Genomic DNA, 24,003 nt, shown 5'->3' with positions numbered 1-24,003 from the left:
TTTTCAACAACCAAATTGTTTATTATTAGTGAACTAGAAATCTCTGTTTTTTTAAGAGCTAGTTAACAAATTGGTTACATTCGTGCTATGGAAAAAATCGCAACATCACCTGCATATAACAAACAAAATTCTAATGTCATTAGTCTGGAAAAAGGAAAGATACCTCCGCAGGCTGTTGATTTAGAGGAGGTTGTGCTTGGTGCGATGATGATCGATAAAAAGGGGGTAGACGAAATTATTGATATCTTACACCCCGATGCGTTTTATAAAAATTCGCACAAGCTTATCTATGAAGCTATTTTCAAGCTTTTTGAAAATACCGAGGCGATCGACTTATTAACGGTTTCCAATCAACTTAAGAAAGATGGGAACTTCGAAAAAGCCGGTGGTGACTATTACCTTATCCAGCTAACACAAAGAGTATCATCTTCTGCGCATATCGAGTTTCACGCAAGGATCATTCTTCAGAAATATATTCAGCGTAGTTTGATAAAAATTTCTGCGGAAATTATCGAAGAAGCCTACGATGAAAGTGTAGATGTTTTTGATCTTTTAGATTCAGCAGAAGCAAAATTATACGAGGTTACCCAGGGTAATATTAAAAAATCAACCGAATCTGCCCAAAGTTTGGTTATTCAAGCAAAGGCACGAATTCAGGACATATCAAATCGAGAAGGATTAAGTGGTGTTCCTTCAGGATTCGATAAATTAGATGAGCTAACTTCAGGATGGCAGCCTTCAGATTTGATTATCGTTGCAGCGCGTCCTGGTATGGGTAAAACCGCATTAACCTTATCGATGGCACGAAACATTGCGGTTGGCCAGGGAATACCGGTGGCTTTTTTCTCTCTAGAGATGTCTTCGGTACAGTTGATTACGCGTTTAATTTCTTCGGAAACTGGGCTTTCTTCAGAAAAATTAAGAACAGGGAATCTAGAAAAACACGAGTGGGAACAGCTTAATGTGAAGGTAAAAGACCTTGAAAAAGCACCACTTTTTATAGATGATACACCGTCTTTATCGATTTTCGACCTTAGAGCAAAAGCACGTCGTTTAGCATCGCAATTCGGTATTAAATTGATCGTGATCGATTACCTTCAGTTAATGACGGCCGGAGGAACGCAAAAAGGAGGAAATCGTGAACAGGAAATCTCGACGATCTCACGTAACCTTAAAGCGCTGGCAAAAGAATTAAATGTACCGGTAATTGCACTTTCTCAGCTATCGCGTGCGGTAGAAACTCGTGGAGGTAGTAAAAGACCATTACTTTCAGATCTTAGGGAATCTGGAGCGATCGAGCAGGATGCCGATATTGTATCGTTCATTTACCGTCCAGAATATTATAAAATTGAAGAATGGGATGATGAAGAGCGTTCTCCAACTGAAGGACAAGGTGAATTTATCGTTGCAAAACACCGTAACGGTGGTTTAGAAAATATCCGTCTTAAATTTATTGGTCATCTTGGTAAATTTGATAACTTAGAAGACTTTGATTCTCCTTTCGAATTTCATTCTAAAATGAACGATGGTGATGATAACGAGTTTGGAAGCTCAAATCTTCCAAGTCCAAGTGCAGATGAAGCTTTTGGAAGTTCTATGAATGATTTTAATCAGGATGATGATAGTGACGTTCCTTTCTAAATTCAGAAATACTTTAAAAAATAACGAAAGACAGTTTAAAGCAGCTTTGCTTTTTACTGTCTTTTTCTTTTTAGGTTTTTCCGGTTTTGCCAATAAAATTCTGGTGCCAATGGATCCAGAAGCCCAGGAAAATCATTTAAAAGCCTACGGAATTACATATTTCGCGCTAGAAAATCAGATCAAAGCTCAATGGTTATTAAATTATCGTGGCGGCTCTTTTCTTTTTGAAGCTGAAGAAAGCTTAGAGCGAGAATGTAAGATTAGAGGTGTTTCTTTTGAAATTTTAACCGATAATGATGCGAAGTCGATATTAGATGAAATTTCGAGTCCTTCTAAAAATATGGAAAGCGTAATTTTAGAAAAAGCCCCAAAGATTGCGGTGTATTCGCCAAAAGGGAACAAGCCCTGGGATGATGCGGTAACAATGGCGCTTACGTATGCTGAAATTCCGTATGAAACCATTTATGATACTGAAGTTTTAAACGATGCACTAATTCTATACGATTGGTTGCATCTGCATCACGAAGATTTTACGGGGCAATATGGTAAGTTTTATAGAGCATATCGAACCGCGCCTTGGTATATTGAGGATAAAAAAAATGCTGAAACTTTGGCTTCAAATCTTGGTTATGATAAAGTTTCAAACGAAAAACTTGCTGTTGCCTTAAAGATTAGAGATTATGTAGTTGGCGGCGGATTTATGTTCGCCATGTGCAGCGCTACAGATAGTTTTGATATTGCGTTGGCTGCAGAATACACAGATATTGCAGAGCCAATGTTTGATGGCGACCCTAGCGATCCTGGATATCAATCTAAGTTAGAATTTGATAATACATTCGCTTTTACAGATTTTATCCTGGAAAGAAGTCCTATGGTTTACGAGTTTTCGTCTATAGATATGACGTCTAAACGTGCCGTGCCTATGGAGAAAGATTATTTTACGCTTATGGATTATTCGGCTAAATGGGATGTAATTCCTACCATGCTAACTCAAAACCATACAAGATTAGTAAAGGGATTTATGGGGCAAACTACAGCCTATAATCCAGAAAATATAAAAGCCAATGTGCTGGTAATGGGAGAGAATAAAGTAAATGGGGAAGCACGATATATTCATGGTGTAAAAGGCAAAGGTTTTTTTACGTTTTATGGCGGGCACGATCCAGAAGATTATCAGCATAGGGTAGGAGATCCAAAAACCGAGCTAGAATTACATCCAAATTCTCCCGGATATCGATTAATACTGAATAATGTTTTATTTCCTGCAGCTAAAAAGAAAAAGAAAAAAACATGAAAACTAAACTTTTTATACTTAGAATACTTACAGTATTTATGGTGGTTTTAATTCTTATAGAAGTACTGTATTTATCTAACACTATTGTGTTAGATGTCATCCTGAATGGTTTTTTAATGATAGTTATTGGTGTTTTAAGTTTGGTTTTGGCGTATTTAAATTATAAAAAGAAAGATTGGTAAGATGAAGACATTTCAGAAACAAATAGCATTAAAACCTAGATCCCGAGGATTTCATTTAGTAACCGGCGAAATTGAAGATCAGTTTCCTGAGATTGGTGAAATTCAGCAGGGAATTTTTCAGGCGTTTATAAAACATACTTCTGCAGGATTAACGATAAATGAAAATGCAGATCCTACAGTAAGAGATGATTTTGAAAGTCATATTAATAAAATGGTTCCTGAAAATCAGCCATATTACCGTCATACCTTTGAAGGTTCAGACGATATGCCGGCGCATATTAAAGCGTCACTTATGGGTACTTCGGTTCAAATCCCAGTAACAAATGGTAGATTAAACCTGGGAACCTGGCAGGGAATCTATTTATGTGAACACCGTAATCATGGCGGCTCCAGGAAATTAGTACTCACACTTATGGGATCATAAAATTGAATAATATTTCATATAAAAAAGTTCGCCAGCAATTGCTGGCGAACTTTTTTATTTTATAGACTCTTTTTAAAACTTAATCTAAACTTATCTTGAGGGGAGATTCGATAATTTTAGCTTGTTTTTTTAGCATTTCTATCCAGTCTTCTTTGCTGCTTACATCGCCACTTTTCTCCCAGGCAAATCCTGCATAATAGGTGAATTCACTTTTAGGTTCAGTAGTAATTAAAAGGTTACTTTGATCTGGAACCTTACTTACGTAAGCAAAAGCTGAATCAATAGCAGCTGGTGCTATTAAAATTCCTTCACCAACTTTAGCATCGTCGATAGTTTCCCAATGCATAATCCAGCCTTCTTCTTCATTAATTTCATATTCCCCCTGGTTATTGTGTAATGTAATTCCTGTTGCATAATTTGGGATTCCGTCTTCAGCTTCAAGGCTGATCTCGAATTTAGAGAAATTAGACCCAACGGCTAAACTTATTTTTTTTGTTTCTTTTACGTTGTAAGGCCCCCAGGGATCGTAGCTTAGTTCAAAAATAGTTTTTAATGGTCCGCTTGCGATGGTTTTGTATTCCATAAAGTTTTGAGAAACATAAAGGCTATCGTCTTTAAAAATACCTATACCGCCTAAGCCTCGACTGCTCCCAACATGATAAGGATCGTAACCTTCACCATGATCTGTATGATAATATCCGGGACTTTTTACATGTTCAGCATACCATTTATTGATGATCGATTTATTAGTTCTTTTTAACCAAATGTCTATTCCGCTGGAAAGAGTGCTACCTGCAACACCTTCTAAAGCTTCTTTCTGGCCGGTTGGACCGTAAGTTCTAAAAGCAATTTTGTCGTTTTCCCAGGCGTAATCATCTGTTCGTTCCGGTACAAATCTAGAATAGGCTACCGCTTCTTTCTCTGGCATAGAAAAGGAACTGTCACTAACTATTTTATAGGAAGAAGAGGCATTTGCGCCAACTTTTGCCATAAACAGGAATTCTTCAGGTGTACCATCTTCATCATAATCTACCCATTGATGCCTTAACATTTTACCGGCTGAATCTTTGATGTGGATATAATCTATCTGAGTTTCTTCGAATTTGGCTAATAATTTTTCAGCTTCAAAACTTACAATTTCACTTCTATCAAAATCCAGGTCGTTACTTACTGAAAGTGAAATACCGGGTTCTTCAGCTTTTTCAGTTTTACATCCTGTAGCAAGCAAAAGCCCCAGAATAGAAGTGGTAATTATTCTTTTCATTTTTTGTTGAGGTTAGATTATCTTTTTTGTTTTTAGGTGAGGTCTCTATTTAGAGAAAATTCAGAGGGTAACTGGCCAAATTTCTCTTTAAAAATCTTTCTGAAATATTTCATGTTATTAAAGCCAACTTCAAAAGCGGCCATAGATACATTTAATCCTTCTTTTTCTATTAAATATAAGGATTTATCCAGTTTTATATCACGAATATATTCATTAATACTCTTGCCGGTAAGCGCTTTTATTTTTCGGTATAAAGATGCACGGCTCATGCCCATTTCTTCAGAAATTAACTCGACCATTTTACCTTGAACCTGTATGTGTTCGTGTACCTTCTTTTCGAATTTTTTAAGGAATTTCTTTTCAATTTTAACCTGCTGGCTTTCGGCAGTATTTGCAGTTTCCTCATTTTCTTCTTTTTTCAGCAAAGTTTTCTGTAAACTGAATTTTCGGTCTAAAAGATTTCTAATTCGGGCTTGAAGAATGGCGGTACTAAAAGGTTTGGTGATATAATCGTCTGCACCTTCGTTATAGCCGGTGATAATAGATTCCTGAGCATCTTTTGCAGAAAGCAAAATTATTGGAATATGCGTAGTTTCCTTTCGTGATTTTAAAGTGTTTGTAAGATCGATACCACTTTTTTCTGGCATCATAATATCTGAAACTATAAGATCTGGCACATGTTTTATAGCCATATTTATCCCTTCCTGTCCATTTAAAGCATGCAAAAGATCGTATTTTTCTTTTAGGATCGATGATAAATAGTGATGAATGTCTGGATTATCATCGATTAAAAGCACCAACTCTCTATCGGCGTTTGGATTAAGCAAGGCACGTGTTTCTAGTTCTTTATTTTCGTTAAGAATTTCAGCAGTTACTTTTTCAAAATCGTGTGCTTCAATAGTATCGGTGTTTTCTAGATGCTCTGGTTGCCCTTGGGGCAAAAATACTTTAAAAACAGTATGCTGATTTTCGATACTTTTAGCATTAATTTTTCCGCCGTGTAGTTCTATAAACCGCTTGGAAAGCGCGAGGCCTATTCCGCTGCCATCTTTCTTCACTTTTTCGTCAGAATGATAATACCAATCGAAAATATGTGGTAAGATTTGTGCTGAAATGCCCGCACCATTATCTTTTATCGAAAATTGGTAACCTTTTCCTTTAGTTTTGAGTTTGATCTTGATCTGGTCTCCTTTTGAAGTATACTTTATTGCATTAGACATTAAGTTATTGAAGACGATATGCACCTTATCTAAATCGCAGTAAATTATTGCTTCTTCTAAGTCTATATTCTTAATTATTTCGATGCCTTTTTTATTAGCGACTGGCTCGTACATCTCAATCCACTTCGATAAAGATTCAGATAGGTTATGTTTTGTGATTTTCAGCTTATTTAATCCATCTTCGGTTTGCCTAAAATCAAGTAGCTTATTTATTCGGCCTAATAAGGTTTTTGCATTTTTTTCGATGATCCTTAAACTATTGGCGTGCTCTTTTTTACGAATTTCGGTCAGTAAACTTTCTACCGGTGCCAGGATCATGGTAAGTGGTGTTTTTAGTTCGTGCGAAAAGCCTGTGTAAAAGCGTAATCTTTCTTCATTAAGATCCTGTTCTAACTGGCGTTGATTTTTCTCAAAAACCAATGATTGTTTCAGTTTAATTTTTTCAGTATAATATCTTAATCCAAACCAAATGAGAAGTAGCGCGGTAATTAAATAAAAGGCATAGGCCGGCAATGTTCTCCAAATTGGCGGAATGACCTGAATGAATAATTGATTTGAGGATTCCAGGTAATCATTATTGTTCGTTTTCAGCTTTAAATTATAATCGCCCGGCGGCAGCTGACTAAAGTTTATACGATTAGCATTTTTTATATTGATCCAGTGATCGCTGTAATCCTCTAATATGTAGGAATATTCAATATTATCTGATTTTGGATATTTTAAGGAAGCAAAATCTAATGAAAATAACGCCTGATTATGATTAATACGAAGTGTATCTGTAAGTGAAATAGATCTGTCTAACACCGTTTGTGTGCTATCGTTTAGACTTATACTCTTACCGTAAATTTCAAGATTTTTAAAAACGGTAGGGAAAACTGTCTTTTTGGGATTTGATAGTTCCTGTGTTGCAAAAATATTGAGACCTTTATTTCCCCCTATCAGTAATGTTCCGTTTTTGGTTAGAAGGCTTGCCCCAATATTAAATTCACTTTGCTGAATATTGTTGAAATTATTAAGATTCCTGATACTATTTGAAGCTATTTCGTACAGACTTATGCCATCGTTAGTACCAATCCAAAAATTACCAGATAGATCTCTTGTGATAGAATTGATGGTATTGTTGCTTAATCCATCATTGGTAGTAAATCGCTGTACTGTGTTGTTTTCAATATCCAAATTCAATAATCCCTCGTTCATCGTACCAACAAGAAGCGTATTATCATCTACAAACTGAATATTAAAGATTACGTTCGTTGGAAAATCAGAATTTGATGTATGATATCCTGAAGCCTCTCCAGTTTTATAATTATAGTTTATAATACCATTTCCATAGGTGGCAAGCCAAATTTCATCAGAGTCCTTTTGGGTGATATCGCGAATATCCAGCTTACTAAGATCGTCTATATATATAAAGGTATCTTTTTTAGGATGGTATTTATACAAACCTCCCCGGTTAGTCCCTACCCAAATATTACCTTCTAAATCTTCGAATATCGATCGTACATCACTGCCTTCAGATACTTTTTGGTCTAAATAGGTAGTAAGTTTCTTCGTTTTTAGATCGAATTTTGAAATTCCTTTGCGATACGTTCCAATCCAAAGATTGTCTTTAGAATCTTCCAGTAAGGAAAGTACCAGGTCTGAAACAAGGGGAATATCTAATTTAGAGAATTGTTTAGTTTCTGAAGAATAGGTATTTATCCCACCACCATCAGTGCCAATCCAGATGTTGTCGTTCTTTCCGTTAGTTATTGCTTTTACCCTGTCGTGTGCAATTTGTGTTTCTTTATTCGCAGAATGATCGATTAATTGAATAGATTCTCCTTTAGGGTCCACAAAATCGAAACCGGCTTCTGTACCTATCCAGATATTACCATTGGAATCTTTAAATAGATTTAAAATATTGCGGTTAAAAACACTACTACCATCTGTTTTTGGTGAAAATGATTGAATTTTGATTTCTTTACTCCCTATTGAATTAGGATCAAGTACATGCAATCCGCCATTTCGTGTACCTATCCATAATAAACCCTGGTTATCTTCAACAAGACTACGAATAGCATCATCTGTAAGTTTACTATTTTCCTTATTGATTTGTACTATTTCATTCGTTTCTGTAATAAGTTTTAAGCCTTCATCTGTGCCAACCCAATTATTGTTTTTAGAATCTGTATAGATCGTATTTATTCTTCCGCTAAATAACTTTTCCAGTTTGACAACTACGGTATCTTCTATAGAAATGCTGTAAAGACCATTGTTATAAGTGCCCACCAGAATAGAATTATCATCCTTTTTGCCCAAAGAGCTAATGCGATATTCTCTGAGTAAAACAGGTTGCATGTTATTTTTATGCTGAAGTGCAATATGCCTGTTTCCTTTTATAAAATGAACACCATAAGAATAATCCCCCACCACCAGCATATCTTTCGTGAATTCCAGAATACTAGTAATCCCATCTGATAAATAAGAGTTCTCTAAAGGTTTTTGCTGAAGTAAATGCGTATTGATATTATAGGTATGAATGCCTCTGTTAGTTGCAAGGTATAGATCGCCATTGTTTACAGGTACAATTTGCTGAATGTAATTATTAGCCAGACCTGAATTCTCTTTATCAAATTTTTCGAACTCGCTTCCATCAAATCTGTTTAATCCAGAATTTGTTCCTATCCATATAAAACCTAGATCATCCTCTGTAATAGAACTTACCATATTATTAGACAATCCATTTGAAGTGTCATAATGGTAGAATTTAAGTTCTTTATTAAAAACTAAGTTACTATGGTGTTCATCTTGTGCGAATAGATTTTCTAGTGGAAAGCAAGTAATAATAAAGTATAGCAGAAATGAGAAAAAGAATAGCTTCATATTTAATCTTTTGTGGCTTACTATTGTTAAGACTTATGATTGTAAAGCTTAATATAGATATACTTAAAATAAACACTTTATTAGTCATTTCATTTAAGTAAAGCGCTTGAACTCTTCTTATATGAAAACGATATAGTATTTTAAAAATAGCAAATACCTAAAGGCAGCAAATAAAATTATAAAATAAATGTAAAACATACGCATATTATTAGATTTTTATACTGCTGATTCTACTATGATATACGTTCACTTCTAATTCTTTAAAGAATTAGAACCAAAAATCTTGGTTTTTTATGTTCAATGATAAAACGATGGAGATGAAGAAGTCAGAGCGAAATAAACAGGCTTCTTTTTTATTAATGGAATGTAAAAATTAAATATATACATATCTGATCTTTAGGTTATTATTAATACTTGAACATTTTATACCTCTATAAATATCATTTGCTACCTCATGTTTTATATAGAATTTAAGGAATATTGTTATACGGTTTAAATCGCAACTAAATCGTTTTCATAATTTCTAATAATTCAATCAAATACAGCAAATGAAATTTTACAATTACAAGTTTTTGTTATCTGCATTAATGCTGTTTTCATCTTTAAACATTTTTGCCCAGGAGGTTTCTGTATCGGGTACAGTTATAGATGAAGATGGAATTCCTTTGCCGGGAGTTACCGTAAGTATTAAAAGTGATCCTTCTACAGGTACAGTCACCGATTTTGATGGATTGTATACTATCCAAGCGAATAAAGGAAATACATTGGTGTTTTCTTTTCTAGGCTTTGCTACAAAAGAGGTCATGGTTGGTGAACAATCTACAATAGACGTAACGCTAAAAGAAGATACCGCAGAACTTGAAGAGGTGGTCGTAGTCGGATTTGGTAAAAAGAAAAAAGTAAATCTTACTGGTGCGGTTGCATCTGTAGATTCTGAAACTTTTGAATCCAGACCGGTTCAAAATGCAACGCAAATGTTGCAGGGTACTGTTGGTGGTTTAAATATTAACCAAAGCAGTGGAGGTAGTTTGGAAGATAGACCATCTATTAATATTCGGGGAACTACTACAATCGGAAATGGATCTACAGGTAGTCCTCTCGTTTTAATAGATGGTATGCAGGGTGATATCAATGCCATTAATCCACAGGATATAGAAAGTGTTTCTGTATTAAAAGATGCAGCAGCTGCTTCAATATATGGATCAAGAGCAGCTTTTGGAGTAATATTAGTTACAACCAAAGACGGAAAAAAAGGGGCTCCTTCTGTACAGTATAGTACGAATATCAGATTAAGTTCTCCTATCAACACACCAGAGATGATGGATAGCTACACATTCGCTCTCTTTTTTAATGATGCAAATATGAATGGAGGTAATGGTCCAATCTTTAGTCAGGAGAGATTACAAAGAATTCAAGATTATCAAAATGGCACATTTCCAGATCCTATAATTCCTAATCCCAATAACCCTTCTCGTTGGGCAGATGGATATGCCGAAGGGAATGCAAATACAGATTGGTACGATGCCATATATAGAGATCAATCCTTCTCTCAAGAACACAATTTTAGTCTAAGAGGAGGTGGTGATAATATCAATTATTATGTATCTGGGAATTATCTAGATCAGGATGGGTTAATGGAATTTAACCGTGACGATTTCCAAAGATATGCAACAACTGCAAAAATAAATGCTAATGTAACTGAGTGGCTTAATATTAATGCAACCATGCGATTTGTTAGAGAAGATTTTGGTAGGCCATCCAGATTGTCTAGTGGTTTATTTCAGGATCTTGCGAGACAGGGCTGGCCAATATTACCTTTGCATGATCCTAATGGCTATTTATACTCTTCACCTTCACCTGCTTTAGGTCTAGCAGAGGGTGGTAGAGATGAAAGTCAAAAAGATTGGTTATACCAACAAGCACAGGCAGTAATTAAACCTTTAGATGGTTGGGAAATTTTTGCTGAATTTAACTATAGGATTAGAAATGACTTTAGACATTGGCACGTACTACAAACATATAATCACGATGTATCCGGCGATCCTTACTTATATTCCAGAAGTTCACATGTGTACGAATACGCTTTTAGAGAAAATTATTTTAATACCAATTTGTATTCTACTTATAATTTTGACATTAACGAAGCTCATAATTTTAGCGTAACTGCCGGTTTTCAATCTGAGTTAAATAAATACAGAGACTTTAATGTTCAAAGAGAAGGAATAATCCTTCCTTCTAACCCTGTAATTAACTTAACATCTGGAGTTGATGTAAATGGAGAAACTGTAGCTCCTAGCGTAGATGGACAGTACCAAAATTGGGCAACGGCCGGATATTTTGCCAGACTAAACTACAATTTCAAAGAGCGTTATTTAATAGAAGCTAATATTCGATACGATGGAACATCAAGGTATCAAAGTGATCAACGTTGGCAATGGTTTCCTTCAGTATCTGCTGGATGGAATTTAGCTCAAGAAGAATTTTGGGATGATTTTTCAAGGAATATTAGTACACTTAAAATTCGAGGATCCTGGGGAGAATTAGGAAATCAAAATACAGATAATTGGTATCCTACTTATTTAACTATGCCTGTAGGAACTGCTGATGGTGGGTGGTTAGTAAATGGACAACGTCCAAACACAAGTAGTGCTCCAGGACTGGTAAGTCAATCTCTAACATGGGAACGGGTTCAAAGTTGGAATGTTGGTTTAGACTTTGCGATGTTTAATAATCGTTTTACAGGAACCTTTGATTATTTTACCAGAAATACATTTGATATGGTAGGTCCTGCACCAGAACTTCCTGTTGTTTTAGGTGCTGATGTGCCCAGAACAAATAATACAGATTTAAAAACTTATGGTTTTGAACTAAGCTTATCTTGGAAGGATCGACTCGATAATGGTTTAGGATATGGAATCGATATTTTGTTATCTGACTCACAGGCAGAAATACTTAAGTTTCCTAATGTTACAAATAGTCTTGACGAAGACCTTTACAGGGAAGGACAGAAAGTAGGAGAAATATGGGGATACGAAACTATAGGTATCGCACAAAGCGATGAACAAATGCAGGAGCATTTAAATTCGCTTCCAAATGGAGGACAAGATGCTCTAGGGAACCAGTGGGCTGCAGGAGATATCATGTACAGAGATCTTAATGGAGATGGACGAATTGATTCTGGTGCCTGGACTTCAGATGATCCAGGAGATCGTACCGTTATAGGAAACAGTACGTCTAGATATCCGTTTGCAATTACGCTTAATGCTGATTGGAAAGGCTTTGATTTTAGAGCATTTTTCCAGGGTATTTTAGAGCGAGATTATTTTCAGGGTAGTTACTACTTCTGGGGCGCTTCAAGTTCAGGGCAATGGTGGTCTACCGGCTTTGTTCAGCATGAGGATTATTTTAGACCTAATGCGGATCATCCTCTTGGTCAAAACCTTAATTCTTATTATCCAAGACCTGTATTTAACCTGAAAAATCAAAGAGAACAATCAAGGTATCTTCAGGACGCCTCTTATATAAGGCTTAAAAACGTGCAATTAGGATATACTATACCTTCAACGGTTTTTGAAAATTGGGGTGTAAATAGATTTAGAGTATATGTTGCTGGAGAAAACTTATGGACAGGAACTTCTCTATCCGAGATATTCGATCCTGAAACCATTGGAGGTGGATCTGGAGGTAATGTTTATCCACTTTCAAGAACATTTGCATTAGGCTTAAATGTCAATTTCTAAAAAAATAATGATGAGAAAATATATAAAACCAATATTGATTTTATCAATTGCAAGTATTCTATTTAGTTGTAGTGATGACTTTTTAGAAAGACCACCAGAGTCAGAGATCATACCTGAAGATTATCTTTTTGAAGAATCTCAATTAGCATCATACACTATAGAGTTATACGGAATTTTACCAACACATGGGAACTGGAGCTTTGGAACATTTGGTATCGATTCTGATACTGATAACATGGCAAATATGGATTATGATAATAAATATGTACCGGGTCAATGGCGAGTAGGACAAACAGGTGGAAGCTGGAGTTTTACGAATATTAGAAATATTAATTATTTCCTTAGCACTGTAGTCCCAAGGTACGAAAACGGAGAAATTACCGGTAGCGAAGAAGGTATAGAACATTTTATAGGAGAAGCCTATTTCTTTAGAGCATTTGAATATTTTAATAAAGTTCAGGCCTTAGGAGATTTTCCTATAGTAACCGAACCGATACCAGATGATAGTGAACTTTTAACGGCAGCTAGTGAGAGAGATCCACGTTCTGAAGTTATTCGTTTTATTCTTTCAGACTTAGACAACGCTGCGAATATGATGATGTCTTCATCTCCAGATGGAAATAAGAACAGATTATCAAGATATGCAGCACTTTTAGTAAAATCTCGAGTAGCATTATATGAAGCTACCTGGTTAGATAACTTTAGAGGAACGGCTTTTGTTCCAAACGGATCAGGTTGGCCAGGTGCCGATAAAGCTTATAATCAGGGTTGGCAATATGAAGCAGGAAGCATTGATGCTGAGATTGAATGGTTGTTAGGTGAAGCAATGACCGCCGCAGAAGAAGTTGCAGGAGCATTTTCACTAACTCCAAATAACGGAGTTCTTCAGCAATCTACTGTGGATGCTGAAAACCCATACTTTAATTTATTTGGTGCAGAAGATATGTCTGATTTTTCTGAAGTAATCTTATGGAGAGATTATGACCAGGGCTTGGGAATTGTTCATAATGTACCTGTACATGCGATGCGTGGTAATTACGGTGTAGGTTTGACGAAAGGCTTAGTAGAATCTTTTCTTATGGATAATGGATTACCAATTTATGCTAATGGTTCTGGGTACGCTGGTGATGATTATATTGAAGATGTAAGAGAAAATAGAGATGGTAGATTATGGCTGTTTTTAAAACAACCAGGGCAGATTAATATCTTATATAATGAAGAGGAAGGTAATGAGATAACTCCAGTAGAGCCTGTTCCTAGAATAACTGAAAGTGCTTGGGAACAAGCTTACTCTACAGGTTATACCATTAGAAAAGGTTTAAATTACGACGGAATACAAGGAAACAACGGGCAGGGATACACAGGTAGTTTGGTATTTAGAGCAACAGAAGCATATTTAAACTATATAGAAGCTTCCTATCTTCTAACAGGAAACGTAAATGCTACTGCAGCCGGTTATTGGAGAGCAATTAGAGACCGTGCTGGCGTTAATCCTAATTTTGAAAATACAATTGCGGCTACCAACATGCAAATTGAATCAGAAGGTGATTGGGGTGCTTATTCTGCAGGGCAGCTTATCGATCCTACTCTTTATAATATTAGAAGAGAACGTAGAAATGAATTATTTGCGGAAGGTCTTAGATGGATGGATCTTAAAAGATGGAGATCTTTAGATCAGTTAATTGATAATAATTATCATATTGAAGGATTTAAACTTTGGGGACCTATGCAGGAATGGTACGATGATGGAATCTTAGTCTATGATTCTGGAAGTGCTACCGTTTCTTCTCCTACAAGAAGTGAATATTTAAGACCTTACGAGCAAACAGGAGATGAACTTGTATATGATGGTTACAGCTGGACAATGGCTCATTATCTTGATCCGATTGCAATTCAGCACTTTTTAATAACTTCGGAGAATAATAATTTAGAGTCATCTCCTATTTATCAAAATCCGGGATGGCCGTTAACAGCTAACGAAGGTGCACAACCTATAAATAATTGATAAATAATGCTCAAGCCTTTTCCTATTTTCTACTTAGTGATAATTTTGTTTATCACATCCTGCTCCTCGATCAAAATAAAAGATATAGAAGTAGGAGAAGGCTGGGCAAATAATTCAGTAAATACAACCATTTTTAGAAAGAATGCAGTGGCATCTACTGGCGACTTTCAGTTTCTAGGGTACTATGATAATAATGGGCAAATGATTATTGCGAAAAGGGAGCTTAAATCATCGAATTTCCATTTAAATAAATCTAATTTTAAAGGCAATGCAAAAGACGCCCATAATTCTATTAGTCTTGCTGTAGATGGAGATCAGAAACTACATGTAAGTTGGGATCATCATGACAATCCATTAAATTATGCTGTAGGAAGTTCAGCTTTAAGTGCGCAATTGGGAGAAAAACAAAGGATGACAGGTAAGGATGAAAATAAGCTTTCTTATCCGCAATTTTATAATCTTAAGAATGGTGATCTTTTGTTCTTATATCGTTCTGGGCAATCTGGCAAAGGCAAACTAGTTTCAAAACTTTATAATACTAAAACTCAAGATTGGACAGATTTGCATGAAAATCTTATAGATGGCGAAGGAGAGCGCAATGCTTACTGGCAAGCTAGTGTAGATAAGCAGGGAACAATTCATTTATCCTGGGTTTGGCGAGAAAGCTGGGATGTTTCTACCAATCACGATATGGCGTATGCTAGATCTAAAGACGGTGGAAAAACCTGGGAAAGATCAAACGGAGAAAAATATGAGCTACCTATCACCGCAGATACAGCTGAATACGCCTGGAAGATTCCGCAGAAAAGTGAATTGATCAATCAAACCTCTATGACGGCCGATAAAAATGGAAATCCTTTTATCGTAACCTATTGGACAGAAAATAATAAAACAGATTATCAAATTATTTATGCTGAAGATGGAAAATGGAAGCATGAAAACACCAATTTTAGAAAATCATCATTTCAATTAGGCGGTGGCGGTACCAAGAAAATTCCAATTTCCAGACCAGATATTTTAATTAAAGAAACTAAAAATAATCCAATCATTTATCTTTTGTTTAGAGACGCCGAAAGGGAAAATAAAGTGTCTGTGGCATATCACAAATTACATAGCGACGAGCCTTGGAAGGTGATCGATCTCACAGAAGAATCTGTTGGAGAGTGGGAACCAAATTATGATTTGCAGCTTTGGGAAAACGAAGAAAAATTACATGTTTTTGTTCAAAAAGTTACTCAGGTTGATGGTGAAGGACTTGCTAGAGCTAAACCTACAATGGTGAGGATTTTGGAAGTTTCAAATTTGCCGAAAAATTAAATAATCTTATAGTTCAAAATCCTAATGAAATTAAATACGCTTAAAATATTCAGTTTTGTTGTTTTTCTTAGCATTCTTTCGTGTAAAGAGAACAAAGAGACCGAAGAAAATACAACGAATCAAACTTCAGAAGAAAAAATAACTAAGAGCATTTCCGAAGAAAAAATAGATTCAGTAAACCGGTTGGCAGCAAATCAATATTTATCGATGGCCAAAAACCTGGAAGAAAGTAGATATCCAAAAACATTTTATCCTGAAAATAACAAATTTGAAACCAGTAATTCTGGTTGGTGGACAAGCGGATTCTATCCTGGTACGCTGTTATACCTTTACGAAGAAACCGGCGAGGATAGTTTAAAGATCGAAGCTGAAAGGATTTTGAAAGATTTAAAACGTGAAGAATCGAATACCTCTACACACGATCTTGGATTTATGATGTTTTGCAGTTTTGGAAATGCCAATCGTATTGATCCAAAACCAGAATACCAGGAAATTTTAATGAATAGTGCTAAATCGCTTGCTACTCGTTATAACGATACGGTAAAAGCCATTAGATCGTGGGATAGTGCTTCCTGGAACAAGGCCGGTGAAGATGATTTGGTAGTCATTATCGATAATATGATGAATCTTGAACTGTTGTTTTGGGCAACAGAACATAGTGGCGATAGCACTTATTATAATATTGCAGTGAATCATGCCAACACCACAATGAAAAATCATTTTAGAGAAGACTATAGTTCGTACCACGAAGTGATTTATGATGAAGCTACTGGTGATGTAAAAAAGCAAATTACCAATCAGGGGTTTGCAGACGATTCTAACTGGGCAAGAGGACAGGCTTGGGGATTGTATGGATATGTAGTGATGTATCGTGCAACTAAAGACGATAAGTATTTAGAAATGGCAAAAAATATTGCTGAGGTAGTACTAAATGATCCAAACATGCCAGAAGACAAGATACCTTTTTGGGATTTTGATACCGATAAGATCCCTAATGATTTAAAGGATAGTTCGGCAGCGGCAGTGATGGCTTCGGCTTTGTTAGAATTGTATAAATATACAGATGATGCTGAATATTTTACTGTTGCTGAAGAAATGTTGGAATCTTTATCCAGCCCAGAGTATTTAGCAGATCAGGATGAGTTAGGAGGATTTTTACTGAAACATGGAGTTGGAAATATGCCAAACAAAACTGAAGTAGATGTGCCTTTAACTTATGGTGACTACTATTTTGTTGAAGCTTTAAAAAGATACCAGGAAATTTAAAACCGTAAATCGATTATATTATACTATGAAAAAGACCTTTTTTAGCCTTCTTAGTTTGCTGTTTTTTACCGTAACATACGCACAGCAGAACGAGTGGGAAGACCCAACTACAATAGATCGTAATAAGCTTGAAGGGCACAGTGATTTTGTATTGTACACTTCAGCAAAAAAAGCATTACAAAACGATCCAACATCATCCAATCTTTACCAAAGTCTTAATGGTACCTGGAAGTTCAATGTCGTGCAACATCCCAGTGAGCGTCCAAAAGATTTCTATTCAGAATCCTTAAACGACAGTAATTGGGATGATATTAAAGTGCCTTCCAATTGGGAATTAGAAGGTTTCGACCTTCCAATTTATACCAATGTTACCTATCCGCATCCTAAAAATCCTCCGTATATCGGATTTCCTTCCGAAGAAAAAACAGCAAGTGGAGAAACCATCAATAAAAACGCTAAAGATGGCGATGAAGAAATTTACAATCCGGTAGGTTCTTACCGCAGAACATTTAGCGTTCCAGAAGCTTGGGAAGATCATGAAATTATCCTTCGTTTTGGTTCCATTTCGGGTTATGCAAGAATCTTTGTAAATGGCCAGGAAGCAGGAATGACCAAAGCTTCTAAAACTCCGGCTGAATTTGATATTACCAATTTACTGAAGGAAGGCGACAACCTTTTGGCCGTTCAGATCTTTAGATGGCACGATGGTAGTTATTTAGAAGATCAGGATTTTTGGCGCTTAAGTGGTTTAGAACGTGATGTGTATTTACAGGCGGTTCCTAAAACAACGATCTGGGATTATTTTGTGACCAGTGGTTTAAGCGAGGATTACCAGGATGGAGAATTAAACGTGAATGTTAAGCTGAAGGAATTTGATAAAGGAAGCATCAAAAAACCAAAAGTGAAATTTGCTTTAATGGATCCTTCAGGAAAAGAAGTATATACTGAAACGAAGGCTTTAGATAAAAAAGCGACAGAAGTAAACTTCATTAAAACGCTTGCTGAAGTAGAACAATGGAGCAATGAATTTCCAAATTTGTACAACTACAGCATTAGTCTGTTAGACAAAAAAGATAACGAGATTGCTGCTATTGCAGGAAGAACAGGTTTCCGTGAAGTCGAGATCAAAAATGCGCAATTAATGGTAAATGGAGAGCCAATTACTGTTAATGGTGTGAACTTACACGAACATCATCCAGATAAAGGGCACACGCCAGATCGTGAAATGATGCGTAAGGATATCGAGGTGATGCAAAAGAACAACATCAACGCGATACGTATGAGTCATTATCCTCACGATTCTTATATCTACGAACTTGCCGATGAATACGGAATGTACGTGGTCGATGAGGCTAATATCGAAACTCATGCAATGGGCGCCGAATGGCAGGGGAATTTCGATAAATCAAAGCACCCGGCCTATCTTGAAGATTGGGCGCCAGCACATTTAGATCGTATTAAAAGAATGGTCGAATTCCACAAAAATCATCCTTCAATTATTGTATGGTCTTTAGGGAACGAAAGTGGAAACGGACCTGTTTTCTACGATGCTTACAATTGGATCAAAGAACGTGATACCACGCGTAAAGTTCAGTTTGAGCAGGCGGGTGAGAATCGCAATACAGATATCGTTTGCCCAATGTATCCTGGCATGAATTACATGAAAGAATATGCCGAGGATGATAGCAAAGAACGTCCATTTATCATGTGTGAATATTCTCATGCAATGGGGAATAGTAACGGAAACTTCCAGGAGTACTGGGATATCATTGATAATAGCGATCATATGCAAGGTGGTTTTATCTGGGATTGGGTAGACCAGGGATTACGTGCTAAAACCGAAGACGGTAAAGAATTTTGGGCTTATGGTGGTGATCTAGGCGCTGGCCATCTGCAAAACGATCAAAACTTTAATGCTAATGGGTTGGTAAGCGCAGATCGTACGGTACACCCAGCTTTAGAGGAAGTAAAAAAAGTATATCAAAACATCAAATTTGAGCTTGATGGAAATTCTATTGTAGTCACCAATAAATTCGATTTTACGAATCTTGATGCTTTCGATTTTAAATGGGAATTACTTGGCGATGGTGAAGTTGTAAAAACCGGAAAATTTACAGTAGACGTAGCACCAAATGCAACAAAAACGGTGAGTATTTCGTTGCCAGAATTAGGAGATAAAGAATATTTCTTAAGCCTTTATGGCTACACTAAAAAAGCCAAGGCGATGGTTCCTGCTAATCACGAGATTGCCAGAGCACAATTTAAACTAGGAGAAAACACATTTTTTGCTACTGCTGAAGGGGAAATTTCAGGAAAACTTAAGGTGAAAAAGCAAGGAAATACGCTTCAGTTTTCAAATGACATGATCGAAGGTGTTTTTAATACGGAAACCGGAAGTTTTGAAGCTTATCATTTAAAAGGAGCTGAAGCATCACCAATATCGGTGTTTCCAGAGCCTTATTTTTGGAGAGCGCCAACCGATAATGACTTTGGAAACGGCATGCCACAACGCTTAAAAGCATGGAAAGAGGCGACCAATAATGCTGAAGTGACTAATGTTGATGTTGCTAAAAAATCGAAAGAAGGTCAGTTAATTACCGTGACGTATCAGCTTGCTGGTGTAGACGTGCCTTATACTGTGGAATATTTTATAGAAAATAACGGGAATATTAAAGTCACTGCTACTTTAGATAGTGAAAAAGACCTTCCTGAGCTTCCACGTTTTGGAATGCGAATGATCCTTCCGGGGGACTATAAAAACCTTGAATATTATGGTAGAGGTCCGTGGGAAAATTATTCCGATAGAAATACTTCAGCCTTTATGGGAATCTACAAGGATAAGGTAGAAAACCAGTTTGTTTGGGAATATATCCGTCCGCAGGAGGCCGGTTATAAAACCGATGCAAGATGGATTCAGCTTGAAAATAAAATGGGTGGTGGCTTAAAGATTGTTGGTGAGCAGCCATTAGGATTTAGCGCTTTAAATGTTGCTACAGAAGATTTAGATCCGGGAGAATGGAAAGCACAACGTCACCCAACCGATATTCCTGTTCAGGACAAGGTGTTTTTACATGTAGATTTTAAGCAACGTGGTCTTGGTGGTGATGATTCCTGGGGACGCTACCCGCATAGACAATATCGTTTAGAAGACAATAAATACAGCTATTCGTACACTATTTCTTTGCTGAAATAGAATGTCGAAATTGTATAAAACTAGCATAAAACTTATAAAACCTTAATTCTAAGAGTTAGATTCTAAAAAAGAGTCTAAAATATTTACAGTGTGAGTTGAGAACTATCCCCTAAATGGATGTATTTCCTCTGGGGATAGTTTACTTGATCACTAAGATATTTCAAAACATTAAATGTCTTTTGGGACAAGTTTTGGAGAGTCTATTCTAAGTTGAAATCGAAGCCAAAAAGCTATTTCGATACCTCTTGAATTGCATTTTTTTAAGCTGAATACATTAATATGTTTCAAAAAATATCAATTTTAGTCATTTTAGCGCTGTTTTTTCAGTCTTGTGCTGCTCAGCAAAAAAGTAGCGTTCCTGAAGGATATAAACTCATTTGGGCAGATGAATTTGAAGACGGAACCAAGCCAAATCCTGAGTTTTGGTCTTATGAAAATGGTTTTGTGCGGAATGAAGAATTGCAATGGTATCAAGTTGAAAATGCTAATATTCAGGATGGAAAACTGGTTATTTCAGGAAAAAAAGAATCAATTAAAAATCTACAATATCAGCCGGAAAGTCGAAATTGGAAAGAAAACAGGGAGTTTGCTGAATATACTTCAGCAAGTATAAATACTAACGGAAAATTCGATTTTCAATTTGGTATTTTAGAAGTTAAAGCAAAGATCGATACTTCTATGGGGATGTGGCCGGCGATCTGGACGCTTGGCATCGAAAAAGGATGGCCTTCTAATGGAGAGATCGATGTGATGGAATATTATTTAGTCGATCAAAAACCTGCAATTTTAGCCAATGCCGCCTGGAAAGGAAAAACATCATATGTATCTTGGGATAGCGAGAAAATTCCGTTTTCAGAATTCCTTCAAAAAGATCCAAAATGGGCAGATAAATATCATATTTGGAAAATGGATTGGACGGCAGATTCTATTAAAATCTACCTTGATAACCAATTATTAAATACGATAGATCTCACTACAACTAAAAATCCAGACGGATTTAATCCTTTTCATCAACCACATTATATTTTGCTCAACCTAGCCATTGGAGGCAATGGCGGTGATCCTTCGAGTACAAGTTTCCCTAGAAAGTACGAAGTAGATTATGTAAGAGTATATCAGAAAAAATAAATTATGTTTAAATTATCGAATATCAGCTTTCTGCTAAGTTTACTTTTTTTAAGTTTCAATGTAAATGCTCAGGAAGTAGATCAACCTGCGCCTAAGGAAGTGCGTGAATTTTACGTGAACTCTTTAGTGAAAATAGCAGATCCTGTTTTAAGCAATCTGGCTAAAGGAAAACTAAAAGAAAACATGCCAATAGAGCGTTCCCCGGGTGCCTGGGACGATCGTACTCATGTCACTTATCTGGAAGCTTTTGGTAGAACATTATCTGGAATTGCTCCCTGGTTAGAACTTGGGCCAGATGATACCAAGGAAGGTAAAATTAGAAAAAAATATATCGAATTAGCGCAAAAAGCGATCGATAAAGCAACAGATCCAGAATCTGCAGATTTTATGAACTTCAACAAAGATCGCCAGCCTCTGGTAGATGCTGCTTTTCTTGCCCAGGGATTACTTAGAGCACCAAAACAGTTATGGGAACCACTTTCAGAAACCACAAAAAAGAATGTCATAAAAGCGCTAAAATCGTCTAGAGATATCGAACCTTACTACAGCAATTGGTTGTTGTTTACGGGAATGGTAGAAGCTGCTTTACTGAAGTTTGATAAAAGTGCCGATATGGTTAGGCTTTCCTATCCAATCAACAAACACATGGAATGGTATCTGGGCGACGGAATGTATGGTGATGGGCCAGATTTTCACTGGGATTACTACAATAGTTTTGTAATTCAGCCAATGTTACTGGATATTTTAAAAGCAATGGATGAAGCCGGAGTTGGCCGAAAAGAAGATTTTAAAAAAGTGCAACAGCGCGCGCAACGTTACGCCAGTATCCAGGAACGATTAATTTCTCCCGGCGGAACCTATCCGCCAATTGGTAGATCTTTAGCCTATCGTTTTGGAGCATTTCAATCACTTTCACAAGTGGCGCTATGGAAAAATCTAAGCAAGGAATTAAAACCATCTCAGGTTCGATCAGCACTTTACGCTGTAATAAAAAGACAAATTGAAGCTGAAGGGACTTTCGATAAAGAAGGTTGGCTTCAAGTTGGTCTTGTTGGGCATCAAAATAATATAGGTGAAGGTTATATTTCTACCGGAAGCCTTTATTTAAGTACAGAAGCTTTTCTTGTTTTAGGACTTTCTCCTGAAGATGAATTCTGGACGGCACCGGCAAAACCATGGACTCAAAAGAAAATTTGGGGTGGAAAAACCATTCCAATAGATCATGCACACTAATTCTCCCCACAGAAAATGAAAAATCCGAAATTCAAATACCTCATTTTATTTGTGTTGTTTTTTACGACTGTTAGTCTAAGCGCACAATCTACCGCACCAAATTACACCGCTTTTTATCCAGGCAAAATCTGGAAAGATTCTGAAGGAAACCATATTAATGCACATGGTGGTGGGATTATGTTTAAAGACGGAACCTATTACTGGTACGGCGAACACAAAGGAAAATCTAGTTTGGCCCGAGTTGGGATTACCGTATATTCTTCTGAAGATCTATATAATTGGAAGAATGAAGGCGTAGCGCTTTCCGTAGCTAAAGATCCAGATTCAGAAATTACTTCGGGCAGTGTAATGGAACGTCCAAAAGTGGTTTATAACGAAAAAACCGATAAATACGTAATGTGGTTTCATTTAGAATTAAAAGGTCAGGGCTATGCCGCTGCCAGAACAGGAGTAGCAACCAGTGATTCTCCAACTGGGCCGTTTACTTATATAAAATCTTACCGCCCAAATTCGAAGAAATGGCCACAAAATTTTAAAGAAGAATGGAAAGAAACTCCAAAAGATGGTGAGCCAAAAGAATGGTGGACGCCAAAATGGAGAAAAGCATTAAATGAAGGAATGTTTGTTAGACGAGATTTTGAAAAGGGGCAAATGTCTCGTGATATGACGATTTATATTGATACCGATGGTACGGCGTATCACATTACTTCCTCAGAAGAGAATCAAACCCTGCATATTTCAAAATTAACCGATAATTACCTTGATTTTACTGGAGAATGGATACGTATGCAGCCTGGCGGGCAAAATGAAGCCCCGGCTATTTTTCAAAAAGATGGCTATTATTATATGATCACTTCTGGATTAACCGGTTGGGCACCAAATGCTGCAAGATCCTTCAGAGCTAAATCTATCATGGGGCCCTGGGAAAAATTAGGAAACCCGGCCAGAGGAAAACATGCCGATAAAACTTTCTTCTCTCAGAGTACTTTTATTTTACCGGTGCAGGGAAAAGAGGATAGTTTTATTTTTATGGCAGATCGCTGGAAGCCTGAAAATCATATCGATGGCCGTTATATCTGGTTACCTATCGAGTGGGAAAACGATAAACCGATAATTCGATGGAAAGAAAATTGGACCTTATAATGCTAAGGCTCAAAGTTGAAACGCATTAAATTGATTAAAAAAGTGTATATTTAACACTTAACTAATAAAATCTGAAAATCTAACCAAA

Annotated in this window: 14 protein-coding genes; 12 read left to right on the top strand and 2 right to left on the bottom strand. The window is 36.5% G+C overall.

Going from position 1 to position 24,003, the window contains the following annotated elements; genetic code table 11:
• Nucleotides 1–87: 87 nt before the first annotated feature.
• Genes dnaB through BM201_RS13145 form a run of 4 tightly spaced genes read left to right on the top strand, consistent with a single transcriptional unit; the run spans nucleotide 88 to nucleotide 3,541 of the window.
• Nucleotides 88–1,641: a replicative DNA helicase gene (gene dnaB / locus BM201_RS13160; protein ID WP_092543381.1), complete on the top strand. Its 1,554-nt coding sequence runs from the start codon at nucleotides 88–90 to the stop codon at nucleotides 1,639–1,641.
• On the top strand, nucleotides 1,619–2,935 hold the full coding sequence (locus BM201_RS13155; protein WP_394333748.1) for an asparagine synthetase B: 1,317 nt from the start codon (nucleotides 1,619–1,621) through the stop codon (nucleotides 2,933–2,935). The genes dnaB and BM201_RS13155 overlap by 23 nt, the downstream gene beginning before the upstream one ends.
• Nucleotides 2,932–3,117: a hypothetical protein gene (locus BM201_RS13150; RefSeq protein ID WP_092543379.1), complete on the top strand. Its 186-nt coding sequence runs from the start codon at nucleotides 2,932–2,934 to the stop codon at nucleotides 3,115–3,117. The genes BM201_RS13155 and BM201_RS13150 overlap by 4 nt, the downstream gene beginning before the upstream one ends.
• A 1-nt stretch (nucleotide 3,118) precedes the next feature.
• Entirely contained in the window at nucleotides 3,119–3,541 is a 423-nt protein-coding gene (locus BM201_RS13145; protein ID WP_092543377.1) for a secondary thiamine-phosphate synthase enzyme YjbQ, read from the top strand.
• A 79-nt stretch (nucleotides 3,542–3,620) separates the two neighbouring features.
• Here the strand turns inward: BM201_RS13145 and BM201_RS13140 are convergent, their stop codons facing one another.
• Nucleotides 3,621–4,805, bottom strand: a complete 1,185-nt coding sequence (locus BM201_RS13140) for a DUF4861 family protein (RefSeq protein WP_092543375.1) — start codon at nucleotides 4,803–4,805, stop codon at nucleotides 3,621–3,623.
• 32 nt (nucleotides 4,806–4,837) lie between these two features.
• Nucleotides 4,838–8,890, bottom strand: coding sequence for a hybrid sensor histidine kinase/response regulator transcription factor (locus BM201_RS13135; protein ID WP_092543373.1), 4,053 nt, complete (start codon nucleotides 8,888–8,890; stop codon nucleotides 4,838–4,840).
• A gap of 548 nt (nucleotides 8,891–9,438) precedes the next feature.
• Here BM201_RS13135 and BM201_RS13130 point away from each other — a divergent pair.
• The 8 genes from BM201_RS13130 to BM201_RS13095 all read left to right on the top strand — a co-directional run bounded on the left by BM201_RS13130 (nucleotide 9,439) and on the right by BM201_RS13095 (nucleotide 23,915).
• The gene (locus tag BM201_RS13130) at nucleotides 9,439–12,630 is read left to right on the top strand and encodes a SusC/RagA family TonB-linked outer membrane protein (protein ID WP_175487039.1); all 3,192 of its coding nucleotides are present in this window, start codon (nucleotides 9,439–9,441) and stop codon (nucleotides 12,628–12,630) included.
• Nucleotides 12,631–12,640: 10 nt separating this feature from the next.
• Nucleotides 12,641–14,635: a RagB/SusD family nutrient uptake outer membrane protein gene (locus BM201_RS13125; protein ID WP_092543642.1), complete on the top strand. Its 1,995-nt coding sequence runs from the start codon at nucleotides 12,641–12,643 to the stop codon at nucleotides 14,633–14,635.
• Between the two features lie 6 nt (nucleotides 14,636–14,641).
• Nucleotides 14,642–15,952: a BNR repeat-containing protein gene (locus BM201_RS13120; RefSeq protein ID WP_092543371.1), complete on the top strand. Its 1,311-nt coding sequence runs from the start codon at nucleotides 14,642–14,644 to the stop codon at nucleotides 15,950–15,952.
• Between the two features lie 24 nt (nucleotides 15,953–15,976).
• On the top strand, nucleotides 15,977–17,218 hold the full coding sequence (locus BM201_RS13115) for a YyaL domain-containing protein (RefSeq protein ID WP_092543369.1): 1,242 nt from the start codon (nucleotides 15,977–15,979) through the stop codon (nucleotides 17,216–17,218).
• Nucleotides 17,219–17,243: 25 nt separating this feature from the next.
• Complete coding sequence (locus tag BM201_RS13110) at nucleotides 17,244–20,411, top strand: beta-galactosidase, LacZ type (protein WP_092543367.1); 3,168 nt, start codon at nucleotides 17,244–17,246, stop codon at nucleotides 20,409–20,411.
• A gap of 279 nt (nucleotides 20,412–20,690) precedes the next feature.
• Nucleotides 20,691–21,539, top strand: a complete 849-nt coding sequence (locus tag BM201_RS13105) for a glycoside hydrolase family 16 protein (RefSeq protein WP_092543365.1) — start codon at nucleotides 20,691–20,693, stop codon at nucleotides 21,537–21,539.
• 3 nt (nucleotides 21,540–21,542) lie between these two features.
• Nucleotides 21,543–22,772 (top strand): DUF2264 domain-containing protein, encoded by a 1,230-nt coding sequence (locus tag BM201_RS13100; protein WP_092543363.1) that lies wholly within the window; start codon nucleotides 21,543–21,545, stop codon nucleotides 22,770–22,772.
• A 15-nt stretch (nucleotides 22,773–22,787) separates the two neighbouring features.
• On the top strand, nucleotides 22,788–23,915 hold the full coding sequence (locus BM201_RS13095; RefSeq protein WP_092543361.1) for a glycoside hydrolase family 43 protein: 1,128 nt from the start codon (nucleotides 22,788–22,790) through the stop codon (nucleotides 23,913–23,915).
• Nucleotides 23,916–24,003 lie beyond the last annotated feature (88 nt).

It is taken from the genome of Zunongwangia mangrovi (genome assembly GCF_900112105.1).
GTDB classification, from domain to species: Bacteria; Bacteroidota; Bacteroidia; order Flavobacteriales; family Flavobacteriaceae; genus Zunongwangia; species Zunongwangia mangrovi.
This window is presented reverse-complemented; position numbering and strand designations above follow the sequence as displayed.